The organism is Psychrobacter sp. CX90 (assembly GCF_057396305.2).
In genome coordinates, this window is record NZ_CM182008.1 from 641710 (window position 1) to 664242 (window position 22533).

General features: G+C 41.0%; 16 protein-coding genes. 10 read left to right on the forward strand and 6 right to left on the reverse strand.

Annotated features, from left to right (window positions below):
• Nucleotides 1–196: 196 nt before the first annotated feature.
• The 4 genes from hutI to hutU form a co-directional block, all read right to left on the reverse strand.
• On the reverse strand, nucleotides 197–1567 hold the full coding sequence (gene hutI, locus AC2SLN_RS02630; protein WP_486548718.1) for an imidazolonepropionase: 1371 nt from the start codon (nucleotides 1565–1567) through the stop codon (nucleotides 197–199).
• 286 nt (nucleotides 1568–1853) lie between these two features.
• Complete coding sequence (gene hutG / locus AC2SLN_RS02635; RefSeq protein WP_486548717.1) at nucleotides 1854–2990, reverse strand: formimidoylglutamase; 1137 nt, start codon at nucleotides 2988–2990, stop codon at nucleotides 1854–1856.
• Nucleotides 2991–3017: 27 nt separating this feature from the next.
• On the reverse strand, nucleotides 3018–4586 hold the full coding sequence (gene hutH, locus AC2SLN_RS02640) for a histidine ammonia-lyase (protein ID WP_486548782.1): 1569 nt from the start codon (nucleotides 4584–4586) through the stop codon (nucleotides 3018–3020).
• Nucleotides 4587–4810: 224 nt separating this feature from the next.
• Nucleotides 4811–6532 carry a urocanate hydratase gene (gene hutU / locus AC2SLN_RS02645; protein WP_486548716.1) on the reverse strand — a complete coding sequence of 574 codons (1722 nt, stop codon included), beginning with the start codon at nucleotides 6530–6532 and terminating at the stop codon, nucleotides 4811–4813.
• Between the two features lie 321 nt (nucleotides 6533–6853).
• Here hutU and AC2SLN_RS02650 point away from each other — a divergent pair, with 321 nt between their 5' ends.
• Both AC2SLN_RS02650 and AC2SLN_RS02655 read left to right on the forward strand, forming a co-directional pair.
• Entirely contained in the window at nucleotides 6854–7654 is an 801-nt protein-coding gene (locus AC2SLN_RS02650; RefSeq protein ID WP_486548715.1) for a UTRA domain-containing protein, read from the forward strand.
• 288 nt (nucleotides 7655–7942) lie between these two features.
• Nucleotides 7943–8380 (forward strand): ArsR/SmtB family transcription factor, encoded by a 438-nt coding sequence (locus AC2SLN_RS02655; RefSeq protein ID WP_486548714.1) that lies wholly within the window; start codon nucleotides 7943–7945, stop codon nucleotides 8378–8380.
• A 658-nt stretch (nucleotides 8381–9038) separates the two neighbouring features.
• On the opposite strand, the gene AC2SLN_RS02660 is transcribed toward AC2SLN_RS02655, so the two are convergent.
• Together AC2SLN_RS02660 and AC2SLN_RS02665 are read right to left on the reverse strand one after the other, a co-directional pair.
• Nucleotides 9039–9827: an MBL fold metallo-hydrolase gene (locus tag AC2SLN_RS02660; protein WP_486548713.1), complete on the reverse strand. Its 789-nt coding sequence runs from the start codon at nucleotides 9825–9827 to the stop codon at nucleotides 9039–9041.
• 27 nt (nucleotides 9828–9854) lie between these two features.
• Nucleotides 9855–10349: an arsenate reductase ArsC gene (locus AC2SLN_RS02665; protein WP_486548712.1), complete on the reverse strand. Its 495-nt coding sequence runs from the start codon at nucleotides 10347–10349 to the stop codon at nucleotides 9855–9857.
• A gap of 142 nt (nucleotides 10350–10491) precedes the next feature.
• Between AC2SLN_RS02665 and ppnP the strand changes: the two genes are divergently transcribed.
• The 8 genes from ppnP to AC2SLN_RS02705 all read left to right on the forward strand — a co-directional run bounded on the left by ppnP (nucleotide 10492) and on the right by AC2SLN_RS02705 (nucleotide 22303).
• On the forward strand, nucleotides 10492–10776 hold the full coding sequence (ppnP, locus tag AC2SLN_RS02670; protein WP_486530031.1) for a pyrimidine/purine nucleoside phosphorylase: 285 nt from the start codon (nucleotides 10492–10494) through the stop codon (nucleotides 10774–10776).
• A gap of 470 nt (nucleotides 10777–11246) precedes the next feature.
• On the forward strand, nucleotides 11247–12926 hold the full coding sequence (locus AC2SLN_RS02675) for an AMP-binding protein (protein WP_486548711.1): 1680 nt from the start codon (nucleotides 11247–11249) through the stop codon (nucleotides 12924–12926).
• A gap of 131 nt (nucleotides 12927–13057) precedes the next feature.
• Nucleotides 13058–13834 carry an SDR family NAD(P)-dependent oxidoreductase gene (locus AC2SLN_RS02680; protein WP_486530029.1) on the forward strand — a complete coding sequence of 259 codons (777 nt, stop codon included), beginning with the start codon at nucleotides 13058–13060 and terminating at the stop codon, nucleotides 13832–13834.
• Between the two features lie 457 nt (nucleotides 13835–14291).
• Nucleotides 14292–16184, forward strand: a complete 1893-nt coding sequence (locus tag AC2SLN_RS02685; RefSeq protein ID WP_486548710.1) for a phospholipase D-like domain-containing protein — start codon at nucleotides 14292–14294, stop codon at nucleotides 16182–16184.
• Between the two features lie 128 nt (nucleotides 16185–16312).
• On the forward strand, nucleotides 16313–18124 hold the full coding sequence (locus tag AC2SLN_RS02690) for a tetratricopeptide repeat protein (protein ID WP_486548709.1): 1812 nt from the start codon (nucleotides 16313–16315) through the stop codon (nucleotides 18122–18124).
• Nucleotides 18125–18320: 196 nt separating this feature from the next.
• Nucleotides 18321–20075: a 3-deoxy-D-manno-octulosonic acid transferase gene (locus AC2SLN_RS02695; RefSeq protein ID WP_486548708.1), complete on the forward strand. Its 1755-nt coding sequence runs from the start codon at nucleotides 18321–18323 to the stop codon at nucleotides 20073–20075.
• On the forward strand, nucleotides 20075–20827 hold the full coding sequence (locus tag AC2SLN_RS02700; RefSeq protein WP_486548707.1) for a 16S rRNA (uracil(1498)-N(3))-methyltransferase: 753 nt from the start codon (nucleotides 20075–20077) through the stop codon (nucleotides 20825–20827). The genes AC2SLN_RS02695 and AC2SLN_RS02700 overlap by 1 nt, the downstream gene beginning before the upstream one ends.
• Before the next feature lie 162 nt (nucleotides 20828–20989).
• Entirely contained in the window at nucleotides 20990–22303 is a 1314-nt protein-coding gene (locus AC2SLN_RS02705) for an ABC transporter substrate-binding protein (RefSeq protein ID WP_486548706.1), read from the forward strand.
• Nucleotides 22304–22533: the final 230 nt, after the last annotated feature.

A 22533-nucleotide genomic window follows, 5' to 3' on the forward strand; every position in this document is an offset into this window, starting at 1 on the left:
AGAAGCCTCCTAGTTTAGGTCTTTCTTATGTTCTAACTGTTGTAAATACAGGTTCTTAATTAGCCCTTACGCTATGCTGTATTCATTTAACACGCATAAGTATTTACATTTTATATTTGTTAGATATTATATAAGCCTGATAATAGTATTGCTAACTAAGCCTCTTTAATCCATAACATGTCAATGAGGTTGCGCCCTAATCCTTCCATTGACCATTAACCATAACTCGGTTAATGGGATTCAGTCCCATCTGATATGCTAAGTCTGCTGGGCGGGCAATATCCCATAAGCTTAGATCAGCATCCATACCTACTTCAATACGTCCTTTATTAACCAAACCTAACGCTTTAGCGGCATGAATGGTTATACCTGCTAACGCTTGCTCTGGGGTCAAACCGAACAGTGTACAACCCATGTTCAGAACCATTAAGATTGATGTGAGTGGCGAGGTGCCGGGATTGCAGTCAGTTGATAAGGCGATGGCAACATTATGCTGATATAAGGCTTCCATTGGGGGTAACTTGGTTTCTTTCAGCGTGTAAAATGCGCCAGGTAACAAGACAGCGACAACATCATGCTGTGCCATTAGTTGTACATTTTTCTCTGATAAAAATTCAAGGTGGTCTGAGGACAGCCCATTGTATTGTGCCACCAAACCACTGCCATCCATGTCGCTTAGTTGCTCAGCATGAAGCTTAACCGGTAGTCCTAGTGCTTTAGCAGTATCAAATACTTTGGCCATTTGTACTTTACTAAACCCAATATTTTCACAAAAGCCATCCACCGCATCAATTAATCCTTCATCCTTTAATATTGCCATCCATGCGCAGACCTCATCGATATAGGCATCGGCACCGCTAGGCTGATTTTTGTACTCGTTAGGTACAGCATGCGCCGCAAGATAGGTGGTTTTTACCGTAATCCCATAGTCTTGGCCAAGTTTACGAGCCACTTGTAACATTTTACGTTCCGTCTCTAAGTTGAGACCATAACCGGATTTAATCTCAATGCAAGTCACGCCCTCAGCAAGCAATGCTTGCAGGCGACGCTCAGTCTGTGCATACAGCTCGTCAAAACTGGCCGCTCGGGTTGCCGTCACAGTAGATACGATACCGCCACCATTATCAGCAATCTCTTTATAGCTGATACCCTGCAAGCGGGCTTCAAACTCGTTACTACGATTACCTGCATAGACTAAATGAGTGTGGCAATCAATGAGTCCGGGGGTAATCCAGTAACCATTAGCATTAACAATTTTATTTTCAAGAGTCTTGTTATTAATAGCCGTGTCGTTATCAACCTTGTTAATCGCTTGCTGGTATGAACGGCTGTCAAGAGCGACCTGATTGTTACCTATCCAACTAATTTTACCGTCTTTAATAGCGATGGCAGCATTAAGGATTTGACCATAGGGGCGGTGGTGTTTAGCGTTTTTATTGTCTAATACCCCAGCTCCTGACAAAGCTCTATCAAACCCATACTGTTTAGAGAACGTCGCTATATTGGCATGTAGGATAAGGGTGTCAAATTCTTCAGGAAAGGGCAGGGTGGTTGCAGTAGCTGTCATGGAATACTCCAGTATTTAAGATGAACGCCTTACTCTTACTTCGTTATAAATCTTTGTAAACTGCGGCCTTAGCCTACGCCAAAAGGTAAGAGCGGCGTATGGATGCAGATTTTCTTATACCAAATCTGAAAATTAAGATAACGGAACAAATAAGTGCAAACACGACAAGTCGTACGTTAAGCGAATTTGACAAAGGGAATTTGACAAATCTAGTTTCTGTTTCAGAAAAGGTATTACTTTTAACGTATCACTAACTTACCAATAGTGAACATGATTAACATGATACCTAATCTAACAATAAATAATGTTCAACCATCAGTGCCAGCAGACGGGCAGCAACTTTACTGCTAAGTCCATCAATATCATAGGTGGGGTTAATTTCAGCGATATCTGCCACCTTAACTTTGCCACTAGCAAAGATATGCCCGAGACAGCGCTCAACAAAATCTACACTCATCCCCTTAGCCGCAGGGGCACTAACGCCGGGTACACAACTGGCAGAGAAGCCATCCATATCGATTGTCAGATAGAGTATATCTATATTGCTGATAAACTTGTCTAACTGTTGTTCAATGGCAGTCCAAGGCTGGCGAGAGCAGTCATCATCACTAATAATCATTACCCCAAGCTCACTCGCTCTGTCAAAAAGGGCAGCCGTATTAGAAAACTGACTGATACCAATGGCACAGTAATGAAAAGTTCGATGGTGGGTGTGATTGTAAGGTTGGATGTGTTCTGCTATTTGTCGAAACGGGGTACCAGAAGTTCCGCTAGGAGCTTGGCGCAAGTCTAAATGGGCATCAAAATTAATAATACCAATTTTAGGTGGACTAGATGGACGACGTACTTGTGAAGTAGACTCTGGTATCGTTTTATTTACAGCATGCCAAAGTCCTAGATAGCTCGCATAGGCAATGGCATGACCACCGCCTAATCCAATGACAAAACCACCTTCGCCAATAACTTTGGTAACTTGTTCGCTGTATTTTGCTTGAGTTTGTTCTAAAATTTCAGGCACTAAGGTGTCATTGTCATGACAAACGATATCGCCAACATCAGCTAATAATGATTTGCGAGTGTCAGTATCATATTTATCTTGTAGTGCACGGCTAATTGGTAGCTTGGCAAATGCGTGACGAATGGCCTGAGGGGCATCCTTGGCACCCACTCGGCCGAGATTACGCCGTACCCCTTGGTCACACGCAAAGCCAATAATGGAGATTCTTGCGGGGGCAGTGTTTACAGTAGCGTCTTGAACAACCTGATACCAATAACAGGCACGCTCTGACTCATACGGCTCATTACGCCCTGTCCATAGAGTGGCATTAAATGGAGTATGGTCTACGCCTATGCCTTTTATTAAGTTTAAGTCTATGCACTTTTGCTTGCCGTGTAATAGACTATCAGATGATTTAAGCGACATTACTGATTCCTCTCAAACGGTATCAAATTAATCATGTAAAAACCAGTCAGCACGTAAGTCGGCCCAATGCGTATTCAACTCACCGGATAATACCAGCTGTTTTGCTGCTTCAATATCAGGTGCAAGGTAGCGATCCTTATCATAAAACGTTACTTTATTTCGTAAGCGTTGATGCACCACGGACAACGCTTTAGAGGTGTGCATCCCTTTCTGAAAATCAATACCTTGACCTGCGCATAATAGCTCAATACCTACGATGGTAGCGGTGTTTTGTATCATGTCATACAGTCGGCGCCCAGCAAAAGTGGCCATAGAGACATGGTCTTCTTGGTTGGCTGAGGTAGGAATACTGTCTACACTGGCAGGATGGGCAATGGATTTATTTTCAGAGGCTAACGCGGCAGCGGTAACATGCGCAATCATAAAGCCCGAATTCACACCGGGGTTTTCTACTAAGAAAGGGGGTAGTCCACCATTTAAAGTCGCATCAATGAGTAAGGCCACACGCCGCTCAGACATCGAACCAATCTCGCTAATAGCTAGCGCTAATGTATCGGCTGCAAAGGCAACGGGCTCAGCATGAAAGTTACCGCCCGAGATGGCGACTGGATCATTATGACCATTATCGTTATTTTGAAAAATGAGTGGATTGTCAGTGACAGCATTGGCTTCAATCAATAACGTATTACCGGCGTGATTGATGATATCTAAGCAAGCTCCGACAACCTGTGGCTGACAGCGTAGGCAATAAGGGTCCTGAACCCGATCATCATCTTCGGCATGCGAGGCTCGAATTTTACTACCCTCAATAAGTCTGCGGTGTGCTTTTGCAATTTGAATTTGACCATGATGCCCTCGAACGTCATGAATACGGGCATCAAATGGTGCGTCAGAACCACGAGCTGCATCGACTGATAGAGCGCCTACTGCGGTTGCAGAAGCCACTAAATCACGAGCATGGAAGTAGCCGCGCAGGGTAAGTGCAGTGGATACTTGAGTACCGTTTATCAGTGCCAAACCTTCTTTTGCAGCTAAGGTTAATGGCTCAAGGCCAGCTTGTTGCAAAGCCTCGCTGGCTGGCATTTCTTGACCATTAACATACGCTGTACCTTGTCCCAGCATGGTTAAGGTCATGTGTGATAATGGTGCTAGGTCTCCTGATGCACCCACTGAGCCTTTGGCAGGAATATGCGGAATAATATTATGGTTAATTAAGCCAATTAAGCCATCCACAACGTCACGGCGCACGCCAGAAAACCCTTGTGCAAGACTGGCAACTTTCATAACCATAATAAGACGAACCACGCCGTCATCAAGACGCTCACCAGTACCTACTGAATGTGACACAATGAGATTGTATTGCAGCAGCCCCAATTGATCATCGCTAATTCGGGTTTTTGCTAATAGGCCGAAGCCTGTATTGATACCGTATGCACTTTTATCTTCGGCGATAATTTGCTGCACTAATGCCTGCGATGCGTCAATGTCATTATAAGCTTCGGGAACTAGGCTAACGTTGACGGGCATGTCATGAATTTGGCGCAACTGTTTGAATGTCAGTAGGCGGGGCTGAATCACTATATTAGTGTTTGTCATATTATTCATAGTATCGCTCATTTTACTATCCTAGTTATAGTGTTGTTTTATAAACTTAACTTAGACATGGTTAGTTATTGTCTTATTGTCGCAACGGGTCATTATTTACCAATCGTCTGAATGATTGTGCAAAATGATTTTTAAATGATGGTCAATCACCGCCCATCTAAATTTTGCCTAAGTTCTAATATATTTAAATTCTGTGATAGCGCATAAAATAGCCGTTATTTAACCATCGGCAAATTAAGTCCATATTCTTTAGCCGTTTTAATGGCTAGCTCGTAGCCTGCATCGGCATGACGCATCACTCCTGAGCCGCAGTCATTGACCAACACTCGGGTAAGACGTTTGGCAGCTGCCTCGGTACCATCGGCCACAATTACCATGCCAGAATGCTGCGAATAACCCATACCGACACCGCCGCCATGATGTAGCGATACCCACGTCGCACCGCCCGCTACATTGAGCATGGCGTTGAGTAGTGCCCAGTCCGATACCGCATCAGTGCCATCTTTCATACTTTCAGTTTCACGGTTAGGGCTGGCGACAGAGCCAGTGTCCAAATGGTCACGTCCTATCACAATAGGTCCTTTTAACTCGCCATTTTTGACCATTTCATTAAAGGCAAGCCCTGCTTTATCCCGCTCACCTAGTCCAAGCCAACATATACGGGCAGGCAAGCCTTGGAACTTAATACGCTCATTTGCCATATCTAGCCAACGATGCACATGCTCATTTTCTGGAAACAACTCTTTGATTTTGGCATCAGTTTTATAAATATCTTCAGGGTCACCTGATAACGTAACCCAGCGAAAAGGGCCTTTCCCTTGACAAAATAGCGGACGAATATAGGCGGGTACAAAGCCGGGGAAATTAAAGGCATCTGTAACGCCTGTGTCATAGGCTACTTGACGGATATTATTACCATAATCGGTTGCTGGTACGCCCATGTCTTGAAAATCTAAAATAGCTTGCACGTGGACGGCACAGGAGTGAGCGGCGTCTTTAACCAGTTTTTCGTGTTTGCTTGAATCTTCTTGCGCTACTTTCCATTCATCAACCGTCCAGCGAATAGGCAGGTAACCGTTAATGAGGTCATGCGCTGAGGTTTGATCGGTCACGAAGTCTGGCTTAATGTCACCTGCTTTCGCCCGCTTCACAATTTCAGGTAGTATCTCGGCAGCATTACCGAGTAGGGCAATCGAGATGGCATCACCTGCTACTGTATGCTGTTTAATCAGCGCATACGCTTCATCTAAGTCCTTGGCCTGAACATCGACATAGCCGGTGCGCAATCGAAAGTCGATACTGCTTTGCTGGCATTCGATATTAAGAGAAACTGCACCAGCAAAGGTCGCTGCTAAAGGTTGAGCGCCGCCCATGCCACCAAGGCCTGCGGTTAATATCCAGCGACCCTTCCAATTATCGGTACTGGCGGGGGCATCTCCGCTGCCATAATGCTGACGACCTGCTTCTACAAATGTCTCATATGTGCCTTGTACGATGCCTTGAGTACCAATATAGATCCAGCTACCTGCCGTCATTTGTCCATACATAAATAAGTCTTTACGATCCAGCTCGTTAAAGTGCTCCCACGTTGCCCATTTTGGCACTAAGTTTGAGTTGGCAATTAATACGCGCGGCGCATCTTCATGCGTTTGGAATACACCGACCGGTTTGCCTGATTGCACCAATAACGTTTGGTCATCCTCAAGCTGCTTTAGCGATTCCAAAATTTGGTCATAACTTTCCCAATTACGAGCGGCTCGGCCAATACCCCCGTACACCACTAAGCTTTTGGGGTTTTCGGCCACATCAGGATGCAAGTTGTTTTGCAACATTCTAAAAGGTGCTTCAGTTAACCAGCTTTTACACGATAAGGTAGAACCAGTGGGTGAAGCGATTTCACGGCTTTCGTCTCGACGGGTAAATTTAGAATTAGTCATCAATAATCCTTTATAGGCGGGGTGTGTTTAGAGAGAAAAATAGTTAATTTAAGTTGTATATACAAATTATCAAGAATAAAAAAATCATGCAAGCATTTTCTAGTTTTTTAATTACCCTTTATAATAAAATGCAAGAATATGCCGCATTAAAGATGGCAGTTTAATGACAGAGTTTCGATTAATACTATACAATAGTGCGATATAGGACATTTTGATTCTAAATTCATAAACCTTGTTTTAATCTGGGTAATAAATTAATTCATTAGTGGTAAAGCGTTTAATGTGCAACAGAGCCTAACCACAAATAATAAGCTTTAACTCATGTCGACGAATAAAAAAATATCTAAGCGTAGTAAACCTGCTTATCAGCGTATTAAAGAGAGTATTTTAAAAAATATTCATTCCGGTAAATGGCAAGCTGGGGCAGTGATACCAACTGAAAATGCTTTAGCACTTCAGTTTGGTGTGTCACGCATGACGGTAAACCGAGCCCTTAAAGAGCTGAGTGAAGATCAAGTATTGCAACGTCGGCAGGGCTCAGGGACTTTTGTTGCCCAACAGCAATATAATAATACGATAGTTGAGGTAAGAAATATTGCTGCTGATATAAAAGCAGATAAGAAACAGTACAAAGCAAAAGTTATCGTTCATCGGAGTTTATTACCCACTGATATATCGCCAAATGTGTTATCTCGATTTATTAAACCCATGCTTGATGATAATAATCAAAATAAAGTCGGGCGCCGAGCGCAGGCCTCTAAACTAAGTACTAAACATGAGCCTAAAAATATTGTTGAAGTAAAAATTATACATTTTGCCGATGGCGCTCCTATCCAGTTCGAAGAGCGATGGGTAGATGCTGATTTAGTACCAGAATTTATTCATCAAGACTTTACTGTGACAAATACTAGTGATTATCTTATTGCAAAAGCGCCCCTTGAAGGCGGCAGTTATAGTATTAGAGCGGTTGCAGCACCCAAAGAGGTGGCCGAGGCATTACAGATTAATGATGGGGAGTGTGCTTTATTGATTAGCCGCCAAACCTATTCTTCAGGAAAAGTGGTTACGTTCGTTAAAATGTGGCATGCAGGGAGCCGCTATCAGTTCTCAGGGACTCTGTGAGGCAGGGTTTTAGGGTTTGGTTACTGACAATAAATTTTATTGATGCGTCATTAAGTTTTACTAGTTTAATTTTGTCTGCTGATGTTAATTAAGCCAATCAGTAAGAACATCGGATTAAGTAAACATATATAAAAATACTATGTAAATAAATATAATAAAAATATCTATACTAACTCAGTAAACTACTGAGTCGTGGTTAAAGAGTACTAAGGATGGTTAAGACTAAATCTTAGCAAAGCTAAGCGTCAGATAAACGAAAAAGAAAAAAGGTAAGTTGGAGAGTTATACATGATTAGGGATAGAGTTTTAGATGCGACAGAGTGTGAAGACCTTAATAGTCTTATGAGTATACAAGACAATGCTCAAGACAATGCTCAAGAGAATGTCCAAGACAAAGTCAGAGAGCATATTGAATTCATGGATAAAGATACTATTAGGGAGTCCGCTACTCAAGCATCCTTATTGCTTAAGTCATTATCTCATCCAGATCGACTATTACTGCTATGTCAGCTGGTACAAGGGGAAGCCTGCGTTCAAGATATAGAAAAAATGACAGGCATCAAGCAGCCAAGCTTATCACAGCAGTTAGGTGTACTGCGTGAAAATGAGCTGGTTTCTACGCGGCGTGTTGGCAGACAAATTTATTACCGTATTGCCAGTGATGATGCAATGGCAGTAATGCAGGTTCTGTTTGAACGTTTTTGTGATCAACACAATAAAATTTAGCCCCTGTAATTTCTTAGCTGATATTTGATGAGTTAAATTGATTCCAGACATTTAACTTGTTGGTTTTAGAACCTGTATTCACAGCCTAAAATTGGTTATTTTCGCCTAAAAAAAGCCACTACTTCGTTATAAGTAGGATTAAATAGAATGACTATTCAACCCGAGTTTTTAACTTAATAGTGCCTCGTATTGACTCATTTTATTGTAAAACATCCTAACTTTAGCTTATGAATATAGGTTCTTATAACGTTTCTCGACTGCTTATAGTGTTTCATTTTGAGCTTATAGCGCTTTCGTTACATGACTTTGGCTCGTTAACGGGTCTGTCTATTAATAGACCTTTGAGCCAGCAGCAGGTTAAATACTTTTACCAACCCTGAGTCTCTATCTTATCTCCCAAATATCTAATGAAGATGACCCTGCACCAGCGGTGGTAAATGCCTTTTCAAGATAGCTGGATTCGGTTATATTCATCATCACTATGTTGGTAGGCTAAGTTATCGATGCTAATAAGTGACCCATACTAAGATAATGGACAGATAGCGTTAGAAACGTTGTTAAATAGCCATGAAATTATTTGACAGATGAGGGATGAGGTAAGTGGTCGTAATTAACACTCAGTAGTATTTATGATCATGACCCTGTTAACGTTATTAAATTAAGTGGGCTCGCTATGGTCATCAACGCTTTGTTTTGTCTGAAACCACCAAAACAACTTGTGATTGATTGAACTTTTAAAAGTTTTGGGCACCTTAGGCGTCCGCTTTATCAGATCATCAAAAACCTCAGGCTCAATATAATGAGCCCCACCATGTGCCATCATGACCTGTTTAGGATTAAGGGCTTTAACCTTAGCAAGCGAGGACTGATAAACGCGTGGAATATAAATGGGAATCGGCGTTACGTATTTGTGACGCAGCTTAATAATCAAATCTGCAGTATAAATTTGACCAGTATCAGGATGGTAGATAGATAAATCCCTATCGGTATGTCCTGGCGTTTCAAACACCTGCCAATCATCAAAGTACGGCAGAGTATCACCATCGATAACTGTCACATCAGGGGTTAGATAACGAGGATAACCCAGATATTTAATTTGTTTGTTTAAACGTGTGGCTACATAGTGAGCCATTAATATATCGACACCCTGCATGATGCGCCCATTCACTCCTCTATACCACTGGGTATTTTTTCTCGAAGACACTATCAGACATCGCGTGGCTTTTTTAAAAGCTATCGCACCGCCAGCATGATCAGGGTGCATATGGGTAACGACGACGACTTTAAGATCAGTTATTGGGCGTTTTAACGTCTGTTTTATATAACCGAGTACCATGGGTACATCTGATCGGCAGCAGCCATCAAGCAGTAGCAATTTATCATCGTAAACTGCCAGATATATGGTTTGAATATGCCCTTCAAGCTGTACGATATCTTGCAAAATCATAAGCACTTATATCCTTAGAGTGTGTATCTAGTTATGAGGATCATGAAAATGTGCAAGACGTTCAAGTTTCTCATCTGGTAACATCATAAACATTCTGATGCGCTGAGATATTTCCAGTTGCACACGCATCAGCGCTTCACGCTCAGTTTCTTCATTGATGCCTAGAGTACTTGGATCGTTAAAGTGCCAATGGGCGGTAATAGTATCACTACTAAATTCATCCCAAATATTTAACTTGGCTTCTTGTTCACTACTGGTACATAAGGTAAACACAAAATCTAAACTTGGCGCATCATCCTCTAAAAATACCCTGTAATGCTTTGGTATTAAATAATCAGTGGCAAACCCTTCTTGTTGTAATAGCTTTATGGCAATAGGATTTGGTTCAGCAGCAGGGCTTATACCTGCACTATATGACTGAAAACGGCCTTTACCATATTTATTTAGCATAGCTTCAGCCATCAAGCTACGGGCAGAGTTTTCTTGGCAAAGAAATAATACAGTATAAGTGGGCGCGTTCAATTTAGACTCCAAGTGAGGAATATAAGGTAAGGGAATTAGCAATTAACTTATTATAAAGGCTATCTAGTATAATGGATTACTGAAGCGGTTAATATTGCAATTAACATGGCTCGACTATAATTTACTATCTTAAGGATTTTTCATGCCGACGATTAACCAATATTTTGATAATAAAGTGACCTCAATTGCCTTTCAAACTGCGACTTTGCCTGCTACTGTAGGGGTTATGGAGGTTGGAGAGTACGAGTTTAGTACTAGCAAATTTGAAACCATGACTGTTGTGAGCGGGGCGTTAATCGTAAAACTGCCAAATTCTGATGAATGGCGAACTTTTGATGAAAATCAGAGCTTTACCATTGAGGCTAATCAAAAATTTAAGGTTAAGGTCGAGGTTGAGACGGCTTATCTATGCACTTATGGTAAATAGCTTAACTGTGTCTGTCTTTAAATTTTTACTTCTATAAAGTGTCAGCAAACTCAAATTTTGCTGTTTACAATCATTTTAATTGTTTTAGTGATACGTTATGTATTGAAATAAGTATAAAAATGCGGTATTAATATAGGGCTATGCTGTATAGAAAACATTTATAGCAAATATTTATAGACACTGCTGAGAGCTAAATACTGCTGAGCGGCAAATGGCAAATATAGTAAAGCAAAGTACTACTTTGTCTGTCCGCAAGGTAGAGCGGTAACCGAGTGTAGGGTCAGGACTATTTTATAACGCTACTGCGTTGAGTAATGTCTATTTAGCGTGGCTAAACCAGACACTCTTCGGCTCAGGTTTACCAAAGCGCCGTCTAAAAAATAAGCACTGTCAGTGTCATATATGTTTTCTATACAGCCCCTAGACTCTCATAAATCTAATGATCCAAACAAGCTAAAGGAATAGCTAATATGACTAACCCTGTTTTATCCACTGAGCCAGTTCTGCCTTACGCTCAGTATTACAATGATTTTAATCAGCAGTCTTTATTAAAAGAGATATTTAATGACCACCTTGATGATATGAGTAATGCTTATGTTGCCTGTTGTGGTCGTCATGTACGTCATGGTCTTGGCGATAAAACTGCTTTAGTACATGAAGATACTAAGGGCGTTCAAACGCGTCTAACCTTCAAAGAGCTGGCAGAAAAAAGTGGTCAAGTTGCCAATCAGCTTAAGGCATATGGCGTTGGTCGTGGTGATAGAGTAGCGACAATGCTGCCACGCACCCCTGAGTTGTTAATTGTCGTGCTCGCTACATGGCGTATTGGCGCGATTTATCAGCCTTTATTTACCGCATTTGGTGTGGAGTCCATTGAATATCGTTTAGAGAAAGCCCATACCAAAGTTGTGTTCACTAACCCAGATAATCGTCATAAATTCGAAGAAATTGCCAATTTACCAAAAATGGTATTGGTTACCAAAGAGAGTGATGCTGTCACAGAATCTGATACAGGACATCGTTATAATGACGATGATTTTAATGCTGCATTTAGTCAGCCGACTGACTTTGACCCTGTTAAATTAACCCCGGATGACGCCTTTTTGCAAATGTTCACCTCTGGGACAGTAGGTAAGTCCAAAGGCGTTAGCGTCCCCTTATCTGCATTGCCTGCTTTCTATTTATATATGCGTTATGCCATTGATTTACGTGATTCTGATAACTATTGGAACATGGCAGATCCTGGCTGGGCTTATGGGCTATATTACGGAGTGACTGGCCCGTTGTTGATGGGTATGACAACTTATTTTAATGAGGCAGGTTTCGATGCTCAAAATACGCTAGATTTTATGCTGCGTCATAACATTACTAACCTAGCGTCATCGCCAACAGCGTTTAGAATGATGAAGTCCAGTGGTGTGTTTGAAGGCGTGGCGGATAAGCTGTCCTTACGAGTGGCTAACTCTGCTGGGGAAACTTTGAATACAGAGGTCGTTGGCTGGGTCACAGATCATCTGGGTTGTAAAGTTTGTGATCAATATGGACAAACCGAAACAGGCATGACGTGCTGTGCGCATCATGCGTTAAAACACGAAGTGCCGACAGGGTCTATGGGTAAACCTTTACCGGGCCACACTTTAGTTGTACTTAATGATGATATGAAAGAAGTCGATGATGGTATTCAAGGTCAACTTGCCATTGTGGTCAGTCAATCACCCGCTTTTTATTTTAAAGGCTATAGCTGGAATGAAAAAAATGCCTTCCATGAGGATTACTATTTAACGGGCGATATCGTAGAGAGACACGAGGATGGTACATTCTGGTTCTCAGGACGTGATGATGATATTATTATTACTGCAGGTTATCGTGTTGGACCAACCGATGTTGAAAATTGCGTTATGGAACATGAGGCAGTTGCAGAATCCGCAGCTATTGGCATACCGGATGAAGAACGTGGCAATATTATCAAGTCATTTGTCGTGCTAAAAGCAGGGTATGACGGTACGGATGAACTTGCGAAAGAAATAAAAACGCTGGTTCATCAACGCCTGTCAGCACATGCATTTCCACGCCAAATTGAGTTTGTTGAGTCCCTACCCAAAACCCCAAGTGGTAAAACCCAACGCTTTTTGTTACGTCGACATCATTAGTACTTTGATAAGATAGCGCTAATAAACCGTGATAATCATACTTTAGCTACTTTTTGTTAAATTAATGAATGTAACTTATAGACTGATATCTAACCAGACCAATCAAAAACTTTAAAATATAAGGACTTACCATGCAAATCAAATCAAAAACTTTTTTAGTAACGGGTGGCGCATCAGGCTTGGGTGAAGCAACGACACGCCATTTAGTGGAAAATGGTGCCAATGTTATTATTGCGGATTTAAATAATGAGGCAGGAGAGGCACTGGTTGAAGAGTTAGGCAGTAGCGCCCGATTTGTACGTTGTGATGTGACCAGTGGAGATGACGTTCAGTCAGCCGTAGCGTTAGCAGAGACTGAGTTTGAAAGTCTGGATGGTTGTGTTAATTGTGCAGGTATTGCTTTGGTACAGAAGCTATTAGACCGTGACAACAATCCTGCGGATCTTGATGACTTTAATAAAGGTATTCAAGTTAACTTGGTAGGCAGTTTTAATGTGGCACGTTTGGTTGCCGCTAGTATTGCAAAGCGTGTTGCTGCGGCTGGCGGCCCAAACAATGAAGATCAAGGTATTATCATTAATACAGCTTCAATTGCTGCCTATGATGGTCAGGTTGGGCAAGGCAGCTATGCGTCCTCTAAAGCAGGCGTGGTTGGGTTAACGCTACCACTTGCCAGAGAGCTAACCCGTCATGGTATTCGGGTTATGACCATCGCCCCAGGGGTGTTTGGTACGCCAATGATGAAAAGTATTCCTGAAAAAGCGCGTGTCGAGCTTGAGGCCAGCGTACCGTATCCCAAACGTTTGGGTCAACCTAAAGAGTACGCTAAGCTAGTTGGTCATATTATTGAGAATGCCTATTTAAATGGTGAAGTTATTCGCATCGATGGTGCCATCAGAATGATTTAAAGATTGAGTATTTTGCTTAAATATTTAGCAAGAAAAACTAATTTTAAAAGCGTTGTACTTAATGTGTATAACGCTTTTTTATTGAAGCCAAAATTATTTGAGTTCAGTGCTTTAGTCAAAGAATTTTAACATCGATACAAGGCAATCAACGGATAGTACGATAGGCTAAGCGAGGTTAAGGCCGTAGTGAGTGATAAGTTTGCCGACTCGATAACCCTTTCAATTACTTACTCTAACATCATGATATATTTTAAAGTCTATGTGATCCATAAGTGGTAAGTTACTGTAAATAAGGACATATTCTAATATATTTTTAATATCTTTCTAATATTTTTCTAATATCTTCGATGCAAGGTCTTAGGATATCCATCCTATTAATACATTTATACAGTCAGTAATAGTATTTTGGCTGACAAACAAGTAACCTAGCATTGAATGTCACGATTTGAATGAGCATATGTTATTTACTCAAAACAATCCTCCATATCTATCTGTAAGCTTGTTAAATGATATAGACGTCATCCACTATGCAGAGAGTGCTGGGCACTGGATACAGGACATCTCATTGCAAGACTGGGCATGGGTAGGCGTATTGATTCACTTTACCCTGACCCTCTTTATTATCGTGCGTATTATAAGTACGCAGCGCAATACGGGTGTGGCTATTGCGTGGATTGTATTGCTGTTTGTTATCCCAGTTGCCAGTATCATTGCTTATTTGTTGGTGGGCGAGCCCTACCTAGGTAGAAGTTATAAAGCACGTAATATACAAGCGCAACATCTGCTCAGTAAAATGAACAATCCAGATGAGTCGCAAGCCAATAAAATTAGCGAAATGTTACCAGAAAGATATCAAGGTGTTAGCCGGATTGGCATTCTAGATACGGGCTTCAAAGTATATAATAACCATACAATGCAGCTGTTAACCTCTGCTGAATGTACCTTTGATTATTTAATTCAAGATATTAATAATGCGCAGTCATTAATCTTGATGGAGTTTTATATCATCTTTCCTAAAGGGAGAGTTCAAGACGTCTTTACGGCTTTATTAAATGCCGCTAATCGTGGCGTTGAATGTCAAATATTAGCGGATAGTGTGGGTAGCTTCAGTTTTTTTACAGATGATTGGTTTGAAGTGCTAACCGAAGCAGGTGTGGTCATTCATCAATCGCTACCTGTAGGGCTTTTTAAAACATTATTTAAACGTAGTGATTTACGTAATCATCGAAAAATCGTGGTTATTGATGAATATATTGGTTATACCGGAAGTTTTAATTTAGTGGATTCGCAATTTTTTAAGCAGGATCAAGGTGTAGGGCAATGGATTGATCTTGTTATACGTATAAAAACCGATCAACCTTTTAGCGTGGTAAGTGCGTTAACGGCAGTTTGTGTGACCGATATCAGTGCTGAAAGCAGCAGTAATCTCATTGTACTGGGCCAACGTATTGATGAGCGCATTAATAATTACACCCGTAAGTTATTGTCCCGTTCAAAACCGACCATTAACGATCTAAACGATAGAGCACCTGTTGCTTTGAAGCAAAAAATATCGAATGTTTATATTAGCGATGAATATGGTCGAAAGTTACGCCAGCATGAGTCTTTAGAAAGCTCTGAACATAGCAATACGCTTATGGGTGAGGTAAGTCAAGACGCGTTTAAATCGGCACTCCAGACAAGTATAAAAAGTACCCAATCTATAGAATCTATAGATTATCCTATTACTAATCCAGATAATCACATACGTTGTGCATCGGCAACACATACTTTTGAGATAGATAACTTGCCAAAAGTGAATGACGTTATCGCACAGTTGATTCCGTCAGCACCGCGCCTAACTGGACACGTTATATATAATACCTTGCTCACGGTATTGCACCGTGCCAATTGGCGAATTCAAATTACCACGCCTTATTTTGTTCCTGATGAGGCATTACTATCTGCCTTGACCACAGCAGCTAAGCGAGGGGTTGAAGTCACACTTATTATCCCTAAAAAAGTGGACTCTTTTCTCGTGCAGCATGCCTCACAGGCCTCTTATTCGATATTGATGGAATCTGGGGTCAAAATCGGATTATTTACCGGTGGTTTGTTGCATGCTAAAACGGTCGTAATAGATGAAGACTATTGTTTATTTGGCACCGTCAATATGGATATGCGCAGTTTTTATCTTAATATGGAAATTAGTTTGGCGATTTACACCCCTGAGGTAGTGGCGCAAGTTTTGGCTTGTCATGATGCCTATATCGCCGAATGTGAATGGATTGATGCTGAAGAATGGAGTAAGCGATCAGGATATTTAAAACTTTTTGATAATAGTATTCGACTCTTTAGTCCATTATTATAACTAAGCCATTGGGCTATATCGTACGCGCATTATATTGTTTATAGATGGTTATTATTTATAGACAATTATTGTTTATAGACGATTATTATTTATAGTAATTACTAATACCAGATATTCAAGAGTTGATTATGCATAACAAATCTACCGATGGCTCAAAGACAGGCGTTTCCAACTCATTCGACAATGAGTTTGGGGAAGGCGTCTTAGTGCAAGACCAATCAAGGCAAAGAGAGTCAGGGCAAAGAGAGCCAGGGCAAAGAGAGTCAGGGCAAAGAGAGTCAGGGCAAAGCTTGCAAAAAAGTCCACTGGATTATATCGCTGACGCTTATTGGCAAGATTTCATCAATCAGCATCCGATAGATAGTGGCGTGGCATTTGAATATGAATTGAGGTCATGTAACCTTGATGGCAGTATGGACAGTCTAAAGCGTATTGACGCTTTACTAGAAGAGATTCAGTTTCATAATAAAAAACGTCCTGACTTTTTTATGCAAGACTCACGCAGCCACAATTTGGTTCTATTTATTGGTTTTTACATGGGTAGAATACTCACAGAAGCTTGGCAGACAACGGGCAGGTGGGTAGGTCAAGCAGAGTTGCTGAGTCGATATCCATCACTTAATATCCATCCCAATAATCCATTTCATTTCATGGCACTCAGTTATAGCACTGACACGAATCTTGAACAGCTGTTTTTTGTATTGGAACCTATAGCGGTTAAACTGTTTGGTAAAAAATTAAAAATGCCCCCTGTGCTAGGCCAATCCATTGCTTTGAGTCTTTATGAGGCGGTAAATACACGGCTGCCAGCTTCACTTCAAGAAATCAGTAAAGAGAAAAATAATAATAACATTTCTGCTGAAGTATTAACGACAACAGAGCATGGCATCATTTCTGAGTCAGCAATGCAAACTTCAACTCAACAAGACAATATTGTAAACCTTCAAGTAAACGAATCGTTAACCAATGACACTATTAATCAGACTACTAATCACACGACTAATCACAAGACTAATCAGACTACTAATCACACGACGCATCAGTCTGTCACCCAATCATCACAACTAACTATAAAGAACAGTTTAGAAGGCAGTATACAAAGCCAGAATATAAGGGGTCAGCATCCCAAATTTGTAACTGGCAAGCCACATTATTCTAATGAGCAAACGCTCAAGTCTGAAGGGCATAATGCACAGCTACTTAGCGAGACTTTAACGTTAAAACAAGACGGTGCTGTTGCTGCTGATCAGACAGAGGCAGCTTATGAGGCTTTAGGTAGCGATAGCTTGAATAAAATTGCTAAGAAACGCCATACTGCTGATTTGCGACCATCAACTACCACACGCTCCATACCTCCTGCACATGCTACGCAAGATGATTTTAAAGCACTAAAATACGAGCTTGAGGTAATCGAAGCTTCGCAAAATAATGTCGAGGCAAAATACACGGCCATGTACTGCGAGGCGATAAGGGCTTTAGCTGCGGTTACGACTCAAGGTAATACAAGCAAAACAAACGTTATGCCGGCGCTGCAAGATGCAGTTGCGGCATTACAAAGTGCGGCTAACGCTGGGCATACCAGTGCCATGCTTAGTTTGGCTATCCAGTATTTTCAAGGCGAGGGGGTAGATAAAGATGAGCAAAAAGGATTTGAATTGGTACAACGGGCAGCAAATGCTGGAGACATACGTGCTCAGAGACAGTTAAGCCGTCTTTATTATCAAGGTTTAGGTTGTATGCAAAATATTGCAATGGGCAAGCAGTGGTTAGAGCTGGCGGCAGAAAATGGACATCCTGAGGCTACTAAGCTGTTGGAAGATTTGCAGACAACACAACTGTTGATTGCAGAGAAAAACAATACCGAAAAAATGGATAAACGTTACCTTATAATGGTTGTGGGTGCGGTTATAGTATGTTTGGTTATTGCTTTGCTGCTGTAGGTTTGGCTATCAGCAGACGCTAAATATAATCCGATAAGCTGTCTGTTTATTTAAACTTAATTTAAGCAGTTTGTTGACTTATAACCAATGAAAGTACGAATAGCTTGCTACTTTAAACAGGGTTAATAGGTTAAAATAGCCAATCACAATTTTCTTTTAACGTTTCATTCTCTACACCTATCTATTTGGGTCATATATGCCTGACCAACCTAATAATAACCGATTAAAGCCTACTGAAGCCCCAGTGACAGGAGCACTAACAAACGTACTTGATGCGAATCAGGTGTTTGAATTAGGGTTTGAGCACGTTAAGCCTGTGCCTTGGTATTATAAGGTGCTGATTAAACTGCTAAAGCCTGTTTATCATGTTGCTTTATGGCGTCGTTATAAAAATGCAGCTAAGCAAGGTTTACCTATGGCAAACTATGCCGAAGAGATAGATGCTCGCTTTGGTCATGATTATCCAAATCCTCCAAAAAACTTGCCCTACAACCCGGTTACACCGTCTACATATGACACAAGCACTAGGCTTGAGACGACGCTTGACACAAGCCCTTATGGTATTCATATAGGTAATATGGGATCTGAGAAAACGAGTTTGGAGGATGCAATCTATGCAAATGCCCCTTGCATTTGGTGTCATGCGGTATCACTTGGCGAAACAAATACCATTGCACCCATGCTTAAAGTATTTTTACAAAAAGGGGCGGCTGTTTGGTTAACCAATACCACCCAAACAGGCTTTAAACGTGCTCAAACGTTATTTTCTGAGGCTATAGCATCGAAACAGTTGGTACATACTTTTGTACCAGTTGATGACGTCACTGTGGTTAACAAGTTTTTGAAAGTTGCTCAGCCCGATCTAGCGATGTTTGTGGAAACAGAGCTGTGGGCGACGACTTTAGAGTTATTAACTCGATCGTCTATTCCTTCTGTATTAGTGAATGGTAGATTATCGCAGAAGTCATTTGAACGTTATCAGAAGTTTGCGGCAGTGAGTCATAGTATGATGCAAAATCTTAGCATGATTATCGCACAAGACATGCTGTCTGCTAAGCGCTTTATAGAACTTGGTGCTGACGCTAAGAAAGTTAAAATTGCTGATTCGTTAAAGTGGTCGACAGGGGCTCCTATACCTCATGAACTACTTGGACAAACTGAACCGTCTGAAAATGACAGTCTGACACATATGGACTCGTTATTGGCTAAATTTGTTGATAATAAGCACATATTTTCCAGACCTATATGGGTAGCTGGGAGTACACATGAGGGCGAAGAAGATAGAGTGATCAAAGCGCATCAACAGTTATTACAACAAGGTAAACTAAACAATGCGTTATTAATTATAGTGCCACGTCATCCAGAACGCTTTGACGCTGTGGCAGAGCTAATTAAAAGCTCAGGTTTAACCTATCATAGACGCAGCTATCATGAGCAGATCAGCGATGAAACCCAAGTATATTTAGCGGACACAATGGGGGAGCTTAAGTCATGTTATGCATTATCTGATGTGGCTTTTATTGGGGGTTCTTTGGTCAATATCGGGGGGCATAACCCTGTTGAAGCAGCAAGCTTAGCCAAACCAATTATTATGGGTGAATACACCCAGTCTTGTGATGAGGTTGTAGAGGCGTTAAGTGATGTTGGCGCCTTAAGAGTGGTCGGATCAGGAAACAATGTTGATACGGTTATTTCTGAATTAGCCGCATTGGTAATTGATTGGCTGTTAAATCCCGAAAAAGCTTATCAAGCAGGCGAAAAAGGCCAAGCGTTGGTGTTTCATAAAAGCACAGCAATGCAAAAGCAACTCCAGCTCGTTGAAAGTGTACTTTTAGCCAAATTGTCACAGTCATCAAACTCGTCTAGCTTATTAGACTCATCAAACCGATCAAGTGCATCGAGCCCTACTCAGGTATTTAACAATAAAGATAATCAGGCAGAAAAAAGTTAATGAACTGTATTCTACTGCCTTCACTAGCCACTCATTGTACTGAGTATATTTTAGATAATCAAAATCAAATTGAGCACATAACCCAGGTTTTGAATCTAACCATTGGCGACACGTTAAAAGTCGGGATTATGTCAGGTAATATCGGCACAGCACGTATTGCTAATATGATTACCAATGTTTCTTCATGCCCGCAAAAGCATAAAAATAAAATAGATCAGATTGCATTGGTTGATATTCAGTGTGATAGGGCGCCACCGGCAAAGCTTGATTTGACAATTGTGCTTGCACTGCCCAGACCAAAAGTACTGCGCCGTCTTATTATGGACATGACAGCTGTTGGTGTGGCCCATATTATATTGGTCAACAGCTATCGGACTGACAAAAGCTACTGGCAAAGCCCGTTACTTGCTAGGCTTGATGAGTTTGTAGTTGAAGGGCTGCAACAAGGGGTGGATACTATCCCTCCTAAACTCTCTCTACGAAAGCGATTTAGGCCATTTGTGGAAGATGAGTTGAGAGTGTTAACTCAGCACAAACGAGCGGTTGTTGCACACCCCTATGCGCAAAATACTTTTAATGCTTATCAGACCGAAAATGGCTTACCACAAATACTTTGTATTGGTGCTGAGGGAGGGTGGATAAACTTTGAGGTCGATTTACTTTGCAGAAATAGTTGCGAGGCCGTTAATATGGGCAATCGTATCTTGCGCACCGAAGCAGTAGTTAATGCCTTATGTGGCCGTTATTTGTAACCGTTTCATTTACTAGTATACAGGTACAAAATATACAGGTGCAAGCAACGGTATAAATATACTGACAGCGATAGAAATATATAAACAACTCAATGGATCATTTATAGTGTCTCTTAATCCCGTTTTCTTTACGTATAAAACTCATTATCTCTAGGTTTTCTCATGGGTCACTCTCTTAATACTTTCATAAAGCCAATCGCCTATGCCACTATCATCAGTGTTTTTGTAGTGGGATGTGATAGCGTAGAGCGTCGCTCCCATGAAGATGTGGTGGATACTGCTGATTTGGTAAGCCCTAAGGTGCAACCTGATGTAAAAATTGGTACTGATATGGATGTGACATTATTAAGCCCTGTTAGTAAGGCCTACACGGAGCTTACTGGTGTTAATATAGAGTGGGTACCGATTAATGCATCAGATATTACTCAAACTAACCTCTTTCAAACTGACGTGTCTGGCAGGCAACCGCCTAATAACTCTAACAGACCAGATGCTTCTGTAATAGGGGGTACCGAGAGTCGTTTACCTGAAAATACGGATAATAGCCCCTTAAATAACGATAACGCTACCCCTATTAAAGACAATATTAACGCCAGCACTAAAAGCCCAACCCCAGTTAATACAAAGGATAGCACCAACCATAATCTTGATAACCGACCCGCCGATTTGCCTAAAGATATTGATATGCTGCTGATGCACAGTGCTTATAGCATGGGTGCAGCGAGTAAATCGAAGCGGCTACAGCCTATTGGTTCGGAGGTTTTAATTCAGTCTGTTCCAAGTCAATATCAGGATCCAAATGGACAGTGGTTTGGGTTAACTAAGTATGCACGCACTTTAGTGTTTAATAAAAATAAGGTTAATGAACCTGAGCTTCATAACTATGCAGGACTTGGCGCATCTAAATGGGCAGGTAGATTGTGTATGACCGCACTAGAGAATCCAGAGAATCAGGCTATTGCAAAAATGATGATGTTATTTAGAGGCAGAGAGAATGCCGAAAAATTTGTTACTGCATGGCAGTTGAACATGGGTAAACCAATAGCAAATGATGAACAGATTATCCATGAAATTGAGCAAGGGAGGTGTGATGTGGGTGTCATTGATAGTGATGTATTTTGGCGGCATGCAAAAACAAATCCATCTACACCGATAAGATTGATGTGGACGAATCAAATTAATCGTGGTGCGATGACAAATACAATAACGGCAGGCTTAACAAAAGAAGGGACTGATGTAGGCTTGGCACTTAAGTTTATCGAGTGGTTAATGAGTGATAAAGGCCAAGCACTTCTCGCATTTCACACCAGCACATTCCCAATAGTGGCTATAAAAGATGCCACAGTCAATATGGATGCGATACGTCCCGATTGGACTACGTTTGATGAAGATACTCGAAGCCTTGCAGATATTATGGCAGATAATAATATTGTGCTACCTCAAGCTGAAATAGATTTAGAGGGATTAGTGGATTAGATAGGAAACATTTTTTAAAGAAGCATAAATTGAGCTGAACCAGTTGCTTAATTGAATCATATTTAGCCTGTATCACATATCATTTATTATCAATAACGCTTAGGTATTTTACTGACTCATATAAGGGAGGTATTAAGTTTGTTATCAATTGTTATTGATAATTATTACTATTTGTATTAATATCCTCCTATCATATCAATATTAGTATTTAAACCATCTAATTTTATTAA